Origin of the sequence: Paenirhodobacter sp., from assembly GCF_050177655.1 — a bacterium.
Classification (GTDB): domain Bacteria; phylum Pseudomonadota; class Alphaproteobacteria; order Rhodobacterales; family Rhodobacteraceae; genus Rhodobacter.
In genome coordinates, this window is the sequence record NZ_JBFXGV010000003.1 from 33497 (window position 1) to 48717 (window position 15221).

General features: G+C 68.5%; 16 protein-coding genes. 6 read left to right on the forward strand and 10 right to left on the reverse strand.

Going from position 1 to position 15221, the window contains the following annotated elements:
* Positions 1-49 precede the first annotated feature (49 nt).
* Positions 50-1099 (reverse strand): A/G-specific adenine glycosylase, encoded by a 1050-nt coding sequence (mutY, locus tag AB7U46_RS02200; RefSeq protein WP_428335293.1) that lies wholly within the window; start codon positions 1097-1099, stop codon positions 50-52.
* Between the two features lie 83 nt (positions 1100-1182).
* Here mutY and AB7U46_RS02205 point away from each other — a divergent pair, with 83 nt between their 5' ends.
* Positions 1183-1734, forward strand: a complete 552-nt coding sequence (locus AB7U46_RS02205; RefSeq protein WP_428335294.1) for a DUF721 domain-containing protein — start codon at positions 1183-1185, stop codon at positions 1732-1734.
* Positions 1734-2393: a DsbA family protein gene (locus AB7U46_RS02210; protein ID WP_428335401.1), complete on the forward strand. Its 660-nt coding sequence runs from the start codon at positions 1734-1736 to the stop codon at positions 2391-2393. Before AB7U46_RS02205 ends, AB7U46_RS02210 begins: the two co-directional genes overlap by 1 nt.
* 152 nt (positions 2394-2545) lie before the next feature.
* On the opposite strand, the gene lpxK is transcribed toward AB7U46_RS02210, so the two are convergent.
* From lpxK to AB7U46_RS02225, 3 genes are read right to left on the reverse strand one after another with little or no spacing between them, the layout of a single operon-like run.
* On the reverse strand, positions 2546-3535 hold the full coding sequence (lpxK, locus tag AB7U46_RS02215) for a tetraacyldisaccharide 4'-kinase (RefSeq protein WP_428335295.1): 990 nt from the start codon (positions 3533-3535) through the stop codon (positions 2546-2548).
* A complete protein-coding gene (locus tag AB7U46_RS02220) occupies positions 3535-4782 on the reverse strand; it encodes a 3-deoxy-D-manno-octulosonic acid transferase (RefSeq protein ID WP_428335296.1) in 1248 nt (415 codons plus the stop codon). The genes lpxK and AB7U46_RS02220 overlap by 1 nt, the downstream gene beginning before the upstream one ends.
* Before the next feature lie 22 nt (positions 4783-4804).
* Positions 4805-5062 (reverse strand): DUF4170 domain-containing protein, encoded by a 258-nt coding sequence (locus AB7U46_RS02225; protein ID WP_428335297.1) that lies wholly within the window; start codon positions 5060-5062, stop codon positions 4805-4807.
* A gap of 114 nt (positions 5063-5176) precedes the next feature.
* Between AB7U46_RS02225 and zapE the strand changes: the two genes are divergently transcribed.
* The gene (gene zapE / locus AB7U46_RS02230; RefSeq protein ID WP_428335298.1) at positions 5177-6265 is read left to right on the forward strand and encodes a cell division protein ZapE; all 1089 of its coding nucleotides are present in this window, start codon (positions 5177-5179) and stop codon (positions 6263-6265) included.
* 3 nt (positions 6266-6268) lie between these two features.
* On the opposite strand, the gene AB7U46_RS02235 is transcribed toward zapE, so the two are convergent.
* From AB7U46_RS02235 to AB7U46_RS02255, 5 genes are all read right to left on the reverse strand, one after another.
* Entirely contained in the window at positions 6269-7300 is a 1032-nt protein-coding gene (locus AB7U46_RS02235; protein ID WP_428335299.1) for an LLM class flavin-dependent oxidoreductase, read from the reverse strand.
* A gap of 76 nt (positions 7301-7376) precedes the next feature.
* Complete coding sequence (locus tag AB7U46_RS02240; protein ID WP_428335300.1) at positions 7377-8651, reverse strand: bifunctional folylpolyglutamate synthase/dihydrofolate synthase; 1275 nt, start codon at positions 8649-8651, stop codon at positions 7377-7379.
* Between the two features lie 77 nt (positions 8652-8728).
* On the reverse strand, positions 8729-9637 hold the full coding sequence (gene accD, locus AB7U46_RS02245; RefSeq protein WP_428335402.1) for an acetyl-CoA carboxylase, carboxyltransferase subunit beta: 909 nt from the start codon (positions 9635-9637) through the stop codon (positions 8729-8731).
* A 60-nt stretch (positions 9638-9697) separates the two neighbouring features.
* On the reverse strand, positions 9698-10579 hold the full coding sequence (locus tag AB7U46_RS02250; protein WP_428335301.1) for a lysostaphin resistance A-like protein: 882 nt from the start codon (positions 10577-10579) through the stop codon (positions 9698-9700).
* Complete coding sequence (locus AB7U46_RS02255; RefSeq protein ID WP_428335302.1) at positions 10576-11334, reverse strand: sulfotransferase family 2 domain-containing protein; 759 nt, start codon at positions 11332-11334, stop codon at positions 10576-10578. The genes AB7U46_RS02250 and AB7U46_RS02255 overlap by 4 nt, the downstream gene beginning before the upstream one ends.
* Positions 11335-11461: 127 nt before the next feature.
* Here AB7U46_RS02255 and AB7U46_RS02260 point away from each other — a divergent pair, with 127 nt between their 5' ends.
* Positions 11462-12220, forward strand: coding sequence for a TSUP family transporter (locus AB7U46_RS02260; protein ID WP_428335303.1), 759 nt, complete (start codon positions 11462-11464; stop codon positions 12218-12220).
* On the opposite strand, the gene AB7U46_RS02265 is transcribed toward AB7U46_RS02260, so the two are convergent.
* Entirely contained in the window at positions 12217-13206 is a 990-nt protein-coding gene (locus AB7U46_RS02265) for an asparaginase (RefSeq protein ID WP_428335304.1), read from the reverse strand. The genes AB7U46_RS02260 and AB7U46_RS02265 overlap by 4 nt on opposite strands.
* A gap of 164 nt (positions 13207-13370) precedes the next feature.
* Between AB7U46_RS02265 and AB7U46_RS02270 the strand changes: the two genes are divergently transcribed.
* Both AB7U46_RS02270 and rlmN read left to right on the forward strand, forming a co-directional pair.
* Positions 13371-13895, forward strand: coding sequence for an invasion associated locus B family protein (locus AB7U46_RS02270; protein ID WP_428335305.1), 525 nt, complete (start codon positions 13371-13373; stop codon positions 13893-13895).
* 109 nt (positions 13896-14004) lie between these two features.
* Positions 14005-15186, forward strand: a complete 1182-nt coding sequence (gene rlmN / locus AB7U46_RS02275) for a 23S rRNA (adenine(2503)-C(2))-methyltransferase RlmN (RefSeq protein ID WP_428335306.1) — start codon at positions 14005-14007, stop codon at positions 15184-15186.
* Positions 15187-15221: the final 35 nt, after the last annotated feature.

Genomic DNA, 15221 nt, shown 5'->3' on the forward strand with positions numbered 1-15221 from the left:
TACCCTCTCTCGCGCCCGGCCATGATAGCGACCCGCTTTCCCGACGCAATCACTCGGGTTGCGGCGAAAGCGCGCTCTGCGCCGCGTCCCAGACCTTGCGCATCACCGTGGGCAGGGCCGCGGGGGAAAACGCGGCGCGCGGGGTAAAACCCTCCCCTTCGGTGCGCGCGACGAAGACGCGCAGCGTCAGATGGAAATGGGTGAAGGTATGGCGAACAGTATGCACTTCCTGCCAATCCGCGGCCAGCGGCGGGCAGGGCGCGGGCTCCGCGCTCCACTCCGAACCCGGAAACCCGATCATCCCGCCCAGCAGCCCCTTTTCCGGGCGCCGTTCGAGCAACACATCCCCCGCCGCATCCAGCGCGACATAGGCAAAGCCCAGGCGCGTGGGTTTTTCCGGTTTCGGCGCCTTGCGCGGCAGCTCCGCCGCGATGCCCTGAGCGCGCGCGGCGCACCAGTCGGAAACCGGGCAAAGCGCGCAGACTGGCCCGCGCGGCGTGCAGATCGTCGCGCCGAGATCCATCATCGCCTGCGCATGATCGCCCGGTCGCACCGCGGGCGTCAGCCGCCCGGCCAGTTCGGTCAGCTCCGCCTTCGCCCCGGGCAGCGGCGCCTCGACGGCCCAAAGCCGCGCGACGACCCGCTCGACATTGCCATCGACCACCACCGCCGGCTCGTCGAAGGCGATCGCCGCGATCGCCGCCGCGGTATAGGGGCCGATACCGGGCAGCGTGCGCAGTTCCGCCGCGGTGCCGGGAAACCGCCCGCCGAGATCCTGCGCCACCACGCGCGCGCATTTCAGCAGGTTCCGTGCGCGGGCGTAGTAACCAAGCCCCGCCCATTCGGCCATCACCGCCGCATCCTCCGCCGCGGCGAGATCGCCGACCGTCGGCCAGCGCGCGGTGAAGCGGCGGAAATAATCGCGCACCGCCGCGACCGTCGTCTGCTGCAACATCACCTCGGAAAGCCAGACGTGATAGGGATCGGGGCGCGTGCCTGCCCGCTCCGCAGGCCCGACCCGCCAGGGCATCACCCGCGCCGCGCGGTCATACCAGGCGATGAGCGCCGCCCCCGCCGCGCTCTCCTCTCCGTAACGCAATGTTTATGCTCCTGCCCGGCCCATTCTTCTGGCAAAGCCGCCATGGTGCCATAGAATAGCGGGGTAACCCGGGAAGGACAGGGATGAGTTCCGAAAAGCCCGCCGCACCAAAGACCGCCCGCCGCATGCGCGGCTTCGAACCCGTCTCCGGGTTCCTGCGCGAGCGCATCCGCGCAGCGGGCGAATCGCGCGGTTTCGCGGTCTCGCGGCTGCTCACCCATTGGGCCGAGGTCGTCGGCCCCGAGATCGCGGCGCAGGCCCGGCCGGTGAAGATCGGCTATGCGCGCGACGGCCTCGGCGCGACGCTGACGCTGCTCGTCGAGGGGACCTCGGCGCCGATGATCGACATGAGCCGCGAGAAGATCCGCGCGCGGGTGAACGCCTGCTACGGATATAACGCGATTTCCCGCGTGACGCTGACGCAGACCGCCGCGACCGGCTTTTCCGAGGGGCGGGCGGTCTTTGCCCCCGCACCGAAGGCGCCGAAGCCGCCGCCCTCGCCCGAGACCTGCGCGCAGGCGCGCGCGAGCGCCGAGGGCTGCGCCGATGCCGCTCTGCGCGCCGCGCTCGAAGAACTTGCCGCAAACGTGCTATCGCGCGCCGCCGATGCGGGCGCCAGAAGAAAGGCTGAATGATGAATCGACGCTCTCTCCTCCTCGGCGTGGCCGGGGCCGCCGTGATCGCCGCGACGGGGGGCTGGATTGCCTCGCGGCCGGGCGCGCCGCAGACGCTGATCGCCACCCCGGCCGAGGCCGCCGGCGCCGGCGACATCCTGCCCGACGTGCCGCTCGGCAAGGCGGATGCGCCGATCACCCTGATCGAATACGCCTCCTATACCTGCCCGCATTGCGCGCATTTCCACAATGACGTCTTCGAGCCGCTCAAGCGCGACTACATCGACACCGGCAAGGTGCGCTTCATCCTGCGCGAGGTCTATTTCGACAAGTTCGGCCTCTGGGGGGGGCAGATCGCGCAATGCGGGGGCGATCTGAAATATTACGGCGTCGTCGACATGCTGTTCGCGACCCAGAACGAGTGGATCGGCGATGGCAAGGAGGCGACGATCGCGGCGAACCTGCGCAAGATCGGGCTGAAGGCCGGGTTGACGAAGGACCAGATCGAAGCCTGCCTGAACGATCAGGACCGGGCGCAGAAGATGGTGCTGACCTTCCAGAAGCACATGACCGACGACGACATCAAGGGCACGCCCTCGCTCGTCATCAATGGCGAGAAATACGACAACATGTCCTATGCCGATCTGAAGAAGATCCTCGACGCGAAGCTCGGCGGCTGAGACGGGCAACCGGGGATGGGGGCGCTGCCCCCGTCTCCTGCGGAGACCCCCCCGAGGTATTTTGGGCAAGATGAAGCCGATGCTCTTTCAGCTTCAGCTTGCCGGAAATACCTCGGGGTGAATTCGGCGCAGCCGAAGAGGGGCAGCGCCCCTCACAGCCCCAGATTTGCGAGCGCCGCATCGAGCGGCGCGGTGTCGGCGATCTGCAGCCGCACCGGCAGCGAGAGCACCTTCGGGCGAAAACCCGCCGGCAGCCGCGCGGCATCCTTTTCCGTCGTCACCAGCTGCGCCCCGATCATCTGCGCCTCGGTTTCGAGCCGGGTCAGCAGCCGCGGGGTGAAGGGCTGGTGATCTTCCAGCGCCTCGCCACGCAGCACCTCGGCACCAAGGCCGCGCAGCGTGGCGAAGAATTTCTCGGGGTGCCCGATGCCGGCGAAGGCCAGCACCCGCAGCCCTTCCCAATCCATCCCGGTCTGCAGCGGTTCGAGCGCGCCGGTCAGATGCGGCGCGGTGACCGCCTTGCCCCAGGTTCCGGCGAAACGGGCCTGCGCCGCCGCGCCACCGATCGACAGCAGCAGATCGGCGCGCGCCATGCCCGCCGTGACCGGTTCGCGCAGCGGCCCGGCCGGCAGGCAGCGGCCATTGCCGAAGCCCTTCGCCGCATCGACGACGACGATCGAGAGATCCTTTTGCAGCGCGGGGTTCTGATGCCCGTCGTCGAGCACGATCGCCTGCGCGCCGGCCGCCTGCGCCGCCCGTGCCCCCGCCGCGCGGCCCTTCGCGACCCAGGTCGGCGCGAAGGCGGAGATCAGCAGCGGCTCATCGCCGACCTCCTGCGCCGAATGCCGGCGCTCGTCGACCTGCACCGGCCCGGCAAGGCGCCCGCCATGGCCGCGGCTCACGACATGGGCGGTGACGCCGCGCGCCGCCAGATGCTGCACGAGGGCGATCACCGTCGGCGTCTTGCCGGTGCCGCCCGCGTTGATATTGCCGACGCAGATCACCGGGATCGCCAGCTTTTCCCCGGGCTGCGCCACGCGCCGGGCCGTCGCTGCGGCGTAAATGTGACCGAGCGGCGCGAGCAGCCGCGCCGCAAGCGCGGGCTTCTCGGGCGGGGTGAACCAGAACAGCGGTGCCTGCATCACGCGGCCTCCAGTTGCCCGGCGCGCTGGGCGTCGAGCTCGGTCAGGATCGCGCGCGCGAGCGCCTCGGCCGCGCCGGCGCCGCTCGAAGTCACGACCCAGGCGTTATGGGCGAGGATCGCGGCGCGATCGGGGGCCATCAGATCGGAAAGCGCCTCGCCCAGCGAATGCGCGTCATAGACGGTGCGCGTCGCGCGCGCGTCGTCGAGCCGGGCGAATTCCGCCGCGAAGGGGGCGGTCTGATGCCCGTGCACGACCGCCGAACCAAGCGCGGCGGCCTCGAGCGGCGAGCGCGCATGGCCCGTCGCCCCGCTCAGCGTGCCGCCGAGATAGGTCACCGGGGCGACGCGATACCAGAGCCCGTATTCCGCCGGATCGTCGGCGACGAAAATGTCGGTGTGTTCGTCGGGCTCGCCCTCGAGGGTGCGGCGCGTCACCACCCAGCCCTCGGCATCGAGCCGCTCGGTCAGCGCCGCCCCGTTCTCCGAGGCGTCGGGGGCGAGGATCAGCAGCATGCGATGGGCGTGGCGCTGGGCCTGGGCATGGGCGGTGAGCACCGTCGCCATCTCCGCCTCCGGCACCGCGGCGGCAAGCCAGACCGGCCGGGTGCGCACCAGCGCCGCGATCGAGGCGCGCTCGGCCTCCGAGCAATGCAGCGGCTCTGGCGGGTCCGCCAGCACGCCGCCAAGCTCGATCCGCATCGGATCGGCGCCGAGCCGCACCAGCGCCGCGCTGCTTTCCGCATCGCGCACCGAGATCCGCCCGATCCGCGCAAGCAGCGCGCGCTGCACCTGCCGCGCGAGAAAACCGCGCTGCGGCGCATGCTGTGCGACATGGGCATCGGCGAGCATCACCCCGATCCGCGCCTGTGCCGCGGCGCTGATCAGCCCGGCGGGCAGATCGTTGCCCAGCAGCACGACGAGATCGGGGCGCCAGCGCGCGAGCACCAGATGCGCCGAGGCCGGGTCATCCTCCGGCGGATCGAAGCGCGTGATGGTTTCGGGCAGCGCCGCGGCGATCGCGGGCGGCGCGGTAACGAACAGCGCGATTCCGGGACGCATCCGCGCCAGCCGCCGGATCAGCAGCGCTGCCCCGGGCGCGGCATCCGCCCCCGCATCCGCCGCGATGCGCAGCCAGATCAGCAGCGCCTCGGGGCGCGCGACCGCAACCGCCGCCCGCGCCGCGGGCCCGGGGCGTCGCAGCGCCTGCGCGGCAAGACGCAGCCTCAGGGCAAGTGCAGGAAGCATTCCGGCCGCGGGCCCCCGGCGCTCAGCCGCCGAGTTCTTCGGTCGAGGAGTTCGGCGCTTCCTCGTCGCGCAGCCGGTGCAGGTGGGCGATGAAATAACGCGCATGCGCGTCGTCGACGGTCTGATGCGCCGCCGCCTTCCAGGCGTTGTAGGCGCTGGCGTAATTCGGGAAGATGCCGACGATATGGATCTTGCTCACGTCCTTGAATTCGGTCCGCGACGGGGAGGTGAGTTCGCCGCCGAAAACGAGGTGCAGACGCTGCGGGGTCGGTTTGGACATGGGGTCTCCTGTCGCGTTGAGGGGCAGCGGCGACACTATGCCAAGCCGCGCGCGCTCTCAAGCGCCCTGCGCGCGCCGCTTTTCATTCGCGTGCCGAGCGGATAGGCAGACAGCATGAGACAGACGCTGATCGAGATCTACGACGCCCGTGTCGCTGCCGGCACGCTTCATGCCGATGCCGCGCAGCGCGCCGTGCTGCCGGCGATGGAGGCGATTCGCTCCGCGCTCGAGGCGCCGGTGAAGAAGCCGGGCCTCTTCGGGCTTTTCGCGAAACCGCCCGAGACGGTGCGCGGCCTTTATCTCTGGGGTGGCGTCGGGCGCGGCAAGTCGATGCTGATGGATCTCTTCTGCGATGCGGTCGAGGTGCCCAAACGCCGCGTTCATTTCCACGCCTTCATGCAGGAGGTGCAGGCAAAGATCGAGGCCGCCCGTCGCGCCAAGGTCGAGGATGCGCTGATGCCCGTCGCGGTGGAGATCGCGGCCTCGGTGCGGCTTTTGTGCTTCGACGAGATGCAGATCACCGACATCGCCGATGCGATGATCGTCGGGCGTCTTTTCGAGGAGCTGTTCAAGCGCGGGGTGACCGTCGTCACCACCTCGAACCGGGTGCCCGAGGATCTTTACAAGAACGGGCTGAACCGGCAGCTTTTCCTGCCCTTCATCGCGATCCTGCGCGACCAGCTCACCGTGCACGAGATCGAAAGCGAGAACGACTATCGCCAGCATCGCCTGACCGGGGCGCAGGTCTATTTCACCCCGCTCGGCACGCCCGCGACGCAGGCGATGAACGCGCTTTGGGATGAGCTGAGCGGCGCGGACACCGGCGCGGGGCTGAAACTCACCGTGAAGGGGCGCGAGGTCGTGCTGCCGCATTTCCATTCGGGTGTCGCGCGCGCCTCCTTCTGGGATCTCTGCGCGGCGATGCTCGGCCCGGCGGATTACCTTGCCATCGCGGATGCGGTGCGCGTGCTGATGCTCGACGACATCCCGCATCTCTCCGCCTCGAATTTCAACGAGGCGAAGCGCTTCGTGACGCTGATCGACACGCTTTACGAGGCGAAGGTGCGGCTGATCTGCTCCGCCGCGGAGGAGCCGGAACGGCTTTACCGCGAGGGCGAGGGCAGTTTCGAATTCGAACGCACCGCCAGCCGGCTGCGCGAGATGCAGTCGGCGGACTGGGCCGCCGACCGCGACGCGGTCTGACGCTCAGGCAAGCAGTTCGCGCACCCGCGGCGCGACCTTTGTGCCGAAAAGCTCGATGGTCTTGCGCAGATGCGCCGGATCCTGCGGGCCGGCCGAATATTTCAGCGTGAAGCGGCTGAGGCCGAGCACCCGCACCGCGCGCGCGATCTTCTGCGCCACCGTCTCGGGCGAGCCGACGTAAAGCGAGCCATGCACGACCTCGGCAAGGAAGGCGTCCTTGCTCAGCCGCGGCCAGCCGCGCGACCGCCCGATCAACGCATGCATCTCCGCATAGGCGGGGAAATATTCCTCGCGCGCGATCTCGTCGGTCTCGGCGACATGGCCGGGCGAATGCACGCCGAGCGGCAGGCCGGGCGTGCCGATCTGCTCGAGCGCGCGGCGATAGAGATCGGCAAGCGGCGCGAAACGCGCGGCATCCCCGCCGATGATCGCCATCATCAGCGGCATGCCCATCGAGGCGGCCTCCACCACCGATTGCGGTGAGCCACCGACGCCACGCCAGACCTTGAGGGGGGTCTCGGCGCGCGGATAGACGGTGACCCCTTTCAGCGCGGGGATGTGGCGGCCCTGCGCGCTCACCTTCTCCTCGGTAAGGAGACGGTGGAGCAGCTGCGATTTCTCCTCGAAGAGCGTCTCGTAATCATCGAGCGCAAAACCGAAGAGCGGAAAGCTTTCGGTGAACGACCCGCGCCCGATGGTGATCTCGGCGCGCCCCGGGGCGATCGCGTCGAGCGTGGCGAAACGCTCGTAAAGGCGGATCGGATCGTCCGAGGAGAGCACCGTCACCGAGGTGCCGACGCGGATCTGCGCGGTACGCGCGAGGATCGCGCCGATCAGCGGTTCGGTCGCCGAGATCGCGAAATCGGGGCGGTGGTGTTCGCCGAGGCCGAAGTAATCGACGCCGGTCTGATCGGCGAGTTCCGCCTCCGCCAGCGTGTCGCGGATCACCTGCGCGCCCGAGCGCGGGCCGTTCGCGTCGCGGGTGATGTCGCCGAATGTGTCGAGGCCGAATTCAAGGGTGTCGGGGCTGGTCATCATCTGTCTCCTGGTTGGCGCCAAGATAGGCGAGAGCGGCCGCCGCCCCTATCCCCCAGGAATGCACAGATGCTGTTCAGCCGTTCTCGCGCAGCACCTGCCCGGCGAGGTAGAGCGAGCCGCAGATCAGCACGCGCGCCGTCGCATCGCGTGCAGCGATGGCCGCGAGCGCCGCGCCGACCGAAGCGGCCTCGCCCACTTCGGCAAAGCCCGCCTTGCGCGCCGCCTCGGCCGTGGCTTCGGCGGGGAGCGTGTTCGGCTCGCCCGGGATCGAGACCGCGGTGAGGCTGGCCGCCTGCGCCACGAGCGGGCGCAGATAGCCGCCGATGTCCTTCGTGTTGAGCATGCCGCAGATCAGATGCGTCGGGCGCGCAGGCATCCGCGCAAGCGTCGCCGCCACCGCCTCGCCGCCCGCCGGATTGTGCCCGCCGTCGAGCCAGAGTTCGATCCCCGGCGCGCTTTCCGCAAGTGGGCCGCGACGCAGCCGCTGCATCCGCGCGGGCCATTCGGCGCGGCTCATCGCTGCTTCGCAGGCCGCCTCGCCGAAACCGAGGCAGCGCAGCGCGGCAATCGCGGCACCGGCGTTCTGGATCTGGTGCGGGCCGGGCAGATTGGGCAGCGGCAGATCGAGGAGCCCGTTCTCGTCCTGATAGATCAGCCGCCCGCGTTCCTCGAAGGCCTGCCAGTGCTGGCCATGCACGAAGAGCGGCGCGCCGAGGCGGGTGGCTTTCGCCTCGATCACGGCGAGGCCGTCGTCCGCCTGCGGACCGACGACACAGGGCACGCCGCGCTTGATGATCCCGGCCTTTTCGCCCGCGATCTCGGGCAGGGTCTCGCCCAGATATTGCTGATGGTCGATCGAGACCGGCGTGATGATGGTGAGTGCAGGGCGCTCGATCACATTCGTCGCGTCGAGCCGCCCGCCGAGGCCGACCTCGAGCAGGGTGAAATCGGCCGGCGTGCGGGCAAAGGCCAGAAAGGCCGCGCAGGTGGTGATCTCGAAGAAGGTGATCGCCTCGCCGCCATTTGCCGCTTCGCACTCGTCGAGCAGCGCGGCAAGCGCGGGTTCGGAGATCAGCTCCCCGGCCAACCGGATGCGCTCATGAAAGCGCGCGAGATGCGGCGAGGTATAGGCGTGAACGCGCTTGCCCTCGGCCTCGAGCCCGGCGCGGATCATCGCCTGGGTCGAGCCCTTGCCATTGGTGCCTGCGATATGGATCACCGGCGGCAGATCGCGTTCGGGGTGGCCGAGCGCGGCGAGCAGCCGATGCACCCGGTCGAGCGTGAGGTCGATGATCTTCGGATGCAGCCCCATCAGGCGGGCGAGGATTTCGTCGGAGGGCTGGGGCATGGCGGCATCGCTTCTGGCAGGCGGAGCCGGGGGCGCTGCCCCCGTGCCCCCGAGGTATTTTGGGCAAGATGAAGGGATCAGGCCTTCGCGGGTTCTTCGATCTTGCCGGGCGCGGGCAGGTCGCCGGCGACGGCGGGCGGCAGGCCCATCAGCATGCGCAGGATGGTGATCAGCTCGCCGCGCATCTTCTTGCGATGGGTGACGCGATCGAGCATGCCGTGATCGAGCAGATATTCCGCGCGCTGGAAGCCCTCGGGCAGTTTCTCGCGGATCGTCTGTTCGATCACGCGCGGCCCGGCAAAGCAGATCAGCGCATTGGGTTCGGCGATCTGCACGTCACCCAGCATCGCATAGGAGGCGGTCACGCCGCCCGTCGTCGGATGGGTCAGCACCACGATATAGGGCAGGCCCGCTTCCTTCAGCATCTCGACCGCGACGGTGGTGCGCGGCATCTGCATCAGGGAAAGGATCCCCTCCTGCATCCGCGCGCCACCGGCGGCGGAGAACAGGATCAGCGGGCGTTTCAGCTTCACCGCACGTTCGGCCGCCGCGACGATCGCATTGCCGACATACATCCCCATCGAACCGCCCATGAAGGCGAAATCCTGCGCCGCGGCGACGACCGGCGTGCGCCCGATCTCGCCCTCGGCGACAAGCATCGCCTCTTTCTCGCCGGTCGATTTCTGCGCCGATTTCATCCGCTCGGGATATTTCTTCTGGTCGCGGAACTGCAGCGGATCGGCGATCGGCTCGGGCACCTTCACCTCGGAGAACACCCCGCCATCGAAGAGCGCGGTGAAGCGCGCGCGCGGCGTGATCGCCATGTGATGGTCGCAATTGGTGCAGACGTTGAGATTGTCGGCCAGTTCACGGTGGAACAGCATCGTCCCGCATTCGGGGCATTTCGTCCAAAGGTTCTCGGGCATCTCGCGGCGCGAGAAGAGCGAGTTGATCTTGGGGCGGACGTAGTTCGAGATCCAGTTCATCGGTGTGGTCACCTTCGGCTGCGGTCCGGTCCAGATAAGCCTGCCGCCGCGGAAATGCAATCAACGGCGCAGGATCAGCCGCGCGAGAAGCCAGCTCACCCCCATCGAGAGGCTGTCGATGATGAGATAGGGCGCCACCGCGGCGGGGTCGCGGGCGTTGATGACGATGGTGTAAAGCGAAAGCCCGTCGAGTTGCCCGTAAAGCCCGACGAGGAACATCGCCGAGAGATTGTTGGCGAAATGGAAGGCGAGCGCGGGGCCGAGGTTGCCGGCGCGCGCGGTGAGATCGGCGGCGAGGCAGCCGAAGCCCGCGGCCCAGAGCACCATCCAGATCGCGTTCGGTCCGAAGTCGCCCGGCGCGTAATGCAGCGCGCCGAAGAGGGCGGAGGGAATCATCATCCAGATCCAGCGCGACCGGAAGCGTTGCGCCAGTTGCTGCAACAGGTAGCCGCGGAAGATCAGCTCCTCCGCCCCGACCTGCACGAGCAGCAGCGGCAGCGCGAGCGGCATCCAGGACAGCACCGTCAGCGGCGGCACCGAGCGCCCGACATTGCCGTCGAGCGCGGCGAGCGGCGCGAGCAGCAGCGCAAGCCCGACGAGCGGCCCGACGATGCGCAGGAAATCGCGCAGCGCGCCCGGGCCGAAGAGCGTCGCGGCGGAGCGGCGGTGCAGCGCGCGGGTGACGCCGAGCGTGGCGAGCACCATCGGCGCGAAGGTCGCAAGCAGCATCATCAGCCCCTCGGGCGAGGCAGCGCGGGCGATCTCGGTGAGCAGCCTTGCGAAACGCAGCTCGCCGAGGCGCAGCCCGATCAGGGCAAGCACACCGAAGACGGCGCCCCAGGAGAGCACGCCGATCAGCATCAGCCCCATCACCGTGCGCCAGAGCTCGCCGCGCTTGCGGGCGGGGGCGGCAAAGACGGCGAGGGCGGGATAGGTGCTCACGCGCGCGGCCCGAGGCTGTCGTAATCCTCGCGATAAAGCGCGGCGATCCGCGCGCGCATCTCGGGGGTGAGCAGCGCCTGCCGCCCGTCGCCATCTTTCGCGGTGCGGTTCATCCGCGGCATCTCGGTCAGCCGCGCGAGCACCTCGGGCGCGACGCCAAGCTCGGCCAGGATCCGCGGCAGATCGGCGTCGAGCGTCTCGAGCGGGATCACCCGGTCATAGCCGATCTCGGCCAGCCCGATCATCCGCGACTGCAGCGCGAAATGGCTGTCCCATTCGGTGCCGTGCTCCTCGAACCCCGCGACGAAGCGCTCAAAGGAGACATGGCGCAGCATATGGGCATTGCCGCGGTTCACGTCGCCCCAGGCCTTCGGCCCTTCGAAAGCCTGGCACAGCTTGCCCCAGTAATAGACCGGCTTCGCGAAGCGCTTGCAGAAGCGATTGATCTTGCTGAAATATCCGGAAAGGAAGCGCTGCGCCGGATCGCGCATCACGGTGACGAAGCGATAATCGGGCAGATCGCTGCGCAGCTGCGCCAGCGCCTCGCGCTCGATCGCGTCGATCGCGAGGCCGCGCTCGGCCATCAGCGCGGCGCTGCCCTCGCTGCGGCGGAACTGGCGCGGCGTGGCGGCCTGTTCGCCCAGCCCCGCGAGGATCAGAAAGGCGGAGATCAGCGTGGTCGAGCCCGATTTCGGGATCACCACGAGGATCAGCCGCGCGGGATCGAAACGGATCGTGAGAAGACGGAAAGACATGGAACCCCGGTTTCAGGCGGCTCGGATCGAGACGCGGCGCAGGCTAATGCGCGCCCGGGGGCGCCGCAAGGCGGCTTTACTTTGCCAGGGGGGCGGCGGATGAAAGGGGGCTTTCGCAGGAGATCCCATGTTCGAAGTCCCCCTCGAGACGGTCTTCGCCCTGGTGGGCGCGGGCTTCGTCGCCGGTTTCGTCGATTCGATCGCCGGGGGCGGCGGGCTCATCACCCTGCCGGTGCTGCTGCTTTCGGGGGCGAGCCCGGTGCAGGCGCTTTCCACCAACAAGGTGCAGGGCGTCTTCGGTGCCGCCACCGCCGCGATCAGCTATGCGAGCTCGGGCCATGTGAACCTGCGCCGGCAGTTGCGCGCGGCGGTCCTCGCCTTTGCCGGCGGGCTGATCGGGGCGCTGCTCGTCAGCCATATCCCGACCTCGGGCCTGCGCGCGGCGCTGCCCGTGGTGCTGATCGCGATCGCCGCCTTCTTCGCCTTCAAGAAGGGGCTGAACGACGACGACCGGCTCGAACGCATCCCGGCCGCGACCTTCACCGCCCTCGTCGTGCCGCTTGTGGGCTTTTACGACGGGCTGATCGGGCCGGGGGCGGGGGCTTTCTACATGATCGGTTTCGTCACGCTGGCGGGCTATGGCGTGCTGCGCGCGACGGCGCATACGAAATTGCTGAACTTCGCCTCGAACCTCGGCGGGCTCGTCGCCTTCGCCGCGACCGGTTCGCCCTGGTGGGCGGTGGGGCTCGCGATGGGCGCGGCGCAGATCGCGGGCGCGCGGCTTGGCTCGAAGCTCGCGATGCGCAAAGGCGCGAAGATCGTGAAGCCGCTTCTGGTCACCACCTCGACGGTGCTGGCGCTGCGGCTTCTGTGGCAGATGCTTTAGGCAAAGCCCGGCGCAAGGCGCATGTCGCCGGTGACGAAGCCGCGCCAGTTCTTCTGCACGCTCGGGATCAGCGCCTCGACCACCGGATGGGCGGGATCGAGCGCGCCGAGATGCACCAGAAGCGCGGTGATCGCTGCCTCCGAGGCGCGGGTGCCGCCGTCGACGATCTTCAGCGCGATGCCGCGTTTCTGCTCGGGCAGGATCGCGACATAGACCGCCTCGGCCCCGGTTTTCACCGCGACCTTGCCGCCCATGGCGCGCATCAGCCGGGTGCAGGCGCGCTCCTCCCCCGCCACCATCTCGGGGAAGGCCGCCATCGCACGGGTCAGCCGCGCCGCCGCTGCCTCGCGCGTGTTGCCCTCGGGGTTTGCCGCGGCGAAGAACTGCATCGCGCGGGCGAGGCCCGTCACCGTGCAGGCGAAATTCGGCGCCGAGCAGCCGTCGATGCCGTAGCCCGGCGAGGTTTCCTGCGTGACCTCCTCGAAGGCCGCCTTCACCGCGCGCTGCACGGGATGGTCGATCTCGACATATTCGCTGCCGCCCTTCAGGTGGCGGTTCAGCGTGAGAAAGCCCGCATGCTTGCCCGAGCAGTTGTTGTGCAGCTGGCAAGGCGCGTCATGGCTGCAGGTGAGGCGGGTGTTCTCCGCCTTGTCCCAGGGCATGTGCACGCCGCAGCGCAGATCGCCCTCCGCCATGCCGAGATCGGAGAGCCAGCTCGCCACCGCATCGCGGTGCAGTGCCGCGCCCGAATGGCTCGCGCAGGCGAGCGCGAGCTGGCGCTCGCTCAGCCCCGCGGCATCGGCGGCCCCGCTTTCGAGCAGCGGCAAGGCCTGCAGCATCTTGCACGAGGAGCGCGGGAAGATCACCGTCTCCGGGTCGCCCCAGGCCATTTCCACCCCGCCCGGACCGAACACGACCGCATGGCCGGCATGCACCGATTCCAGCAGTCCGCCGCGCCAGAGTTCGATCATCGGTACTGCGGTCATGGTATACTCCTCACGCATGCGCGAATTCCCGCCGTCGGGGCTTTCCCCGACCGGCACTTTTGCGTTATCTGTGGAATATCGAGTTGAAATCGCGTCCGCCATTGCAAAAAAGGGCCAAAGGCCCCGGGCGGGTTCAGAGGCACAGGCAGCTGGAGGCTGTAACCATGAATAAATTCGTTCAGCGCAGCGCCGCTCTCGTCGCCGCTTCGCTTCTGATGACGGGCGTCGCAGGCGCGCAGGAGACCTCCAACCGGGTCGCAGCAAAGACCGACTGGAGCGTCTTCGTCGAGGACAGCCCGAAGGAATGCTGGGGCGTCTCCTCGCCCAAGAAGACGGTGAACACCAAGGACGGCAAGCCGGTGCAGGTGCGCCGCGGCGACATCCTGCTCTTCGTGACCTTCCGTCCGGGCAAGAACGGCGAAGTCTCCTTCATGGGCGGCTATCCCTTCGCCTCGGGCTCGACCGTCGATCTCACGGTCAACAACGGCCAGAAATTCACCCTCTTCACCGATGGCGAGGGTGCCTGGGCCGGCTCGGCCGACGACGATGCGAAGATCGTCGCGGCGATGAAGGGCGGCGCCGACGTGACGCTGACCGCGCATTCGGGCCGTGGTACGCAGACCGCCGATACCTTCTCGCTGATGGGTTTCACCGCGGCGATGGACGAGGCGGCGAAACGCTGCAAGTGATCGCCTGAAACGGCGCGCAGGCCCCGGCACTGCCGGGGCTTTTGCATTTGCACTACCCGAAGGGGGGCGAATCCCCTATATGAAGCGCTTCGCAACCCGGATCCGTGCCATGACCAAGCCCGAAGCCCCGATCACGCAAGACGTGCTGACCATTCCGCGCAAGCTGCCCGAGGGCGGCAAGCGCAATCTCGTCGGGCTGACCCGCGAGGAGCTGCGCGCGGCGCTGATCGAAGCGGGCACGCCCGAGCGGCAGGCCAAGATGCGGGTGGGCCAGATCTGGCAGTGGATCTACCATTTCGGGATCCGCGATTTCGCCGAGATGACGAACCTCGCGAAGGATTATCGCGCGCTTCTGGCCGAGAATTTCGAGATCGCCGTGCCCGAGGTGGTGACGCGGCAGGTCTCGCTCGACGGCACGCGGAAATACCTTCTGCGCATCGCCGGCGGCCATGAGGTCGAGGCCGTCTATATCCCCGAGGAAAACCGCGGCACGCTCTGCATTTCGAGTCAGGTCGGCTGCACGCTGACCTGTTCCTTCTGCCACACCGGCACGCAGAAGCTGGTGCGCAACCTCACCGCGGGCGAGATCGTCGGCCAGGTGATGGTGGCGCGCGACGACCTTGGCGAATGGCCCAAACCGGGCGAGCCGAAGGACGAGACTCGGCTTGTCTCGAACGTCGTGCTGATGGGCATGGGTGAGCCGCTTTATAACTTCGACAATGTCCGCGACGCGATGGCCGTGGTAATGGATGGCGAGGGGCTCTCGCTCAGCCGCCGGCGCATCACGCTCTCGACCTCGGGCGTGGTGCCCGAGATCGCGAAGACCGCCGAGGAGATCGGCTGTCTCCTCGCGATTTCCTTCCACGCCACCACCGATGCGGTGCGCGACAAGCTGGTGCCGATCAACAAGCGCTGGAACATCGAGACGCTGCTCAACACGCTGCGCGACTATCCGCGGCTCTCGAACAGCGAGCGGATCACCTTTGAATATGTCATGCTCAAGGGCGTGAACGACAGTGACGAGGACGCGCGGCGGCTGGTGAAGCTGATTTCGGGCATCCCGGCGAAGATCAATCTGATCCCCTTCAACGAATGGCCCGGCGCGCCCTATCAGCGCTCGGACTGGGAGCGGATCGAGGCCTTCGCCGATATCATCTACAAGGCGGGCTACGCGAGCCCGATCCGCACGCCCCGCGGCGAGGATATCATGGCCGCCTGCGGGCAGCTGAAATCCGCGACCGAACGCGCGCGCAAGTCGCGCGCCGAGATCGCCTCGGAAGCCGGTCTCTGATCCGCGCCCGGTCGCCGATGGCGGCCGGGGATGAG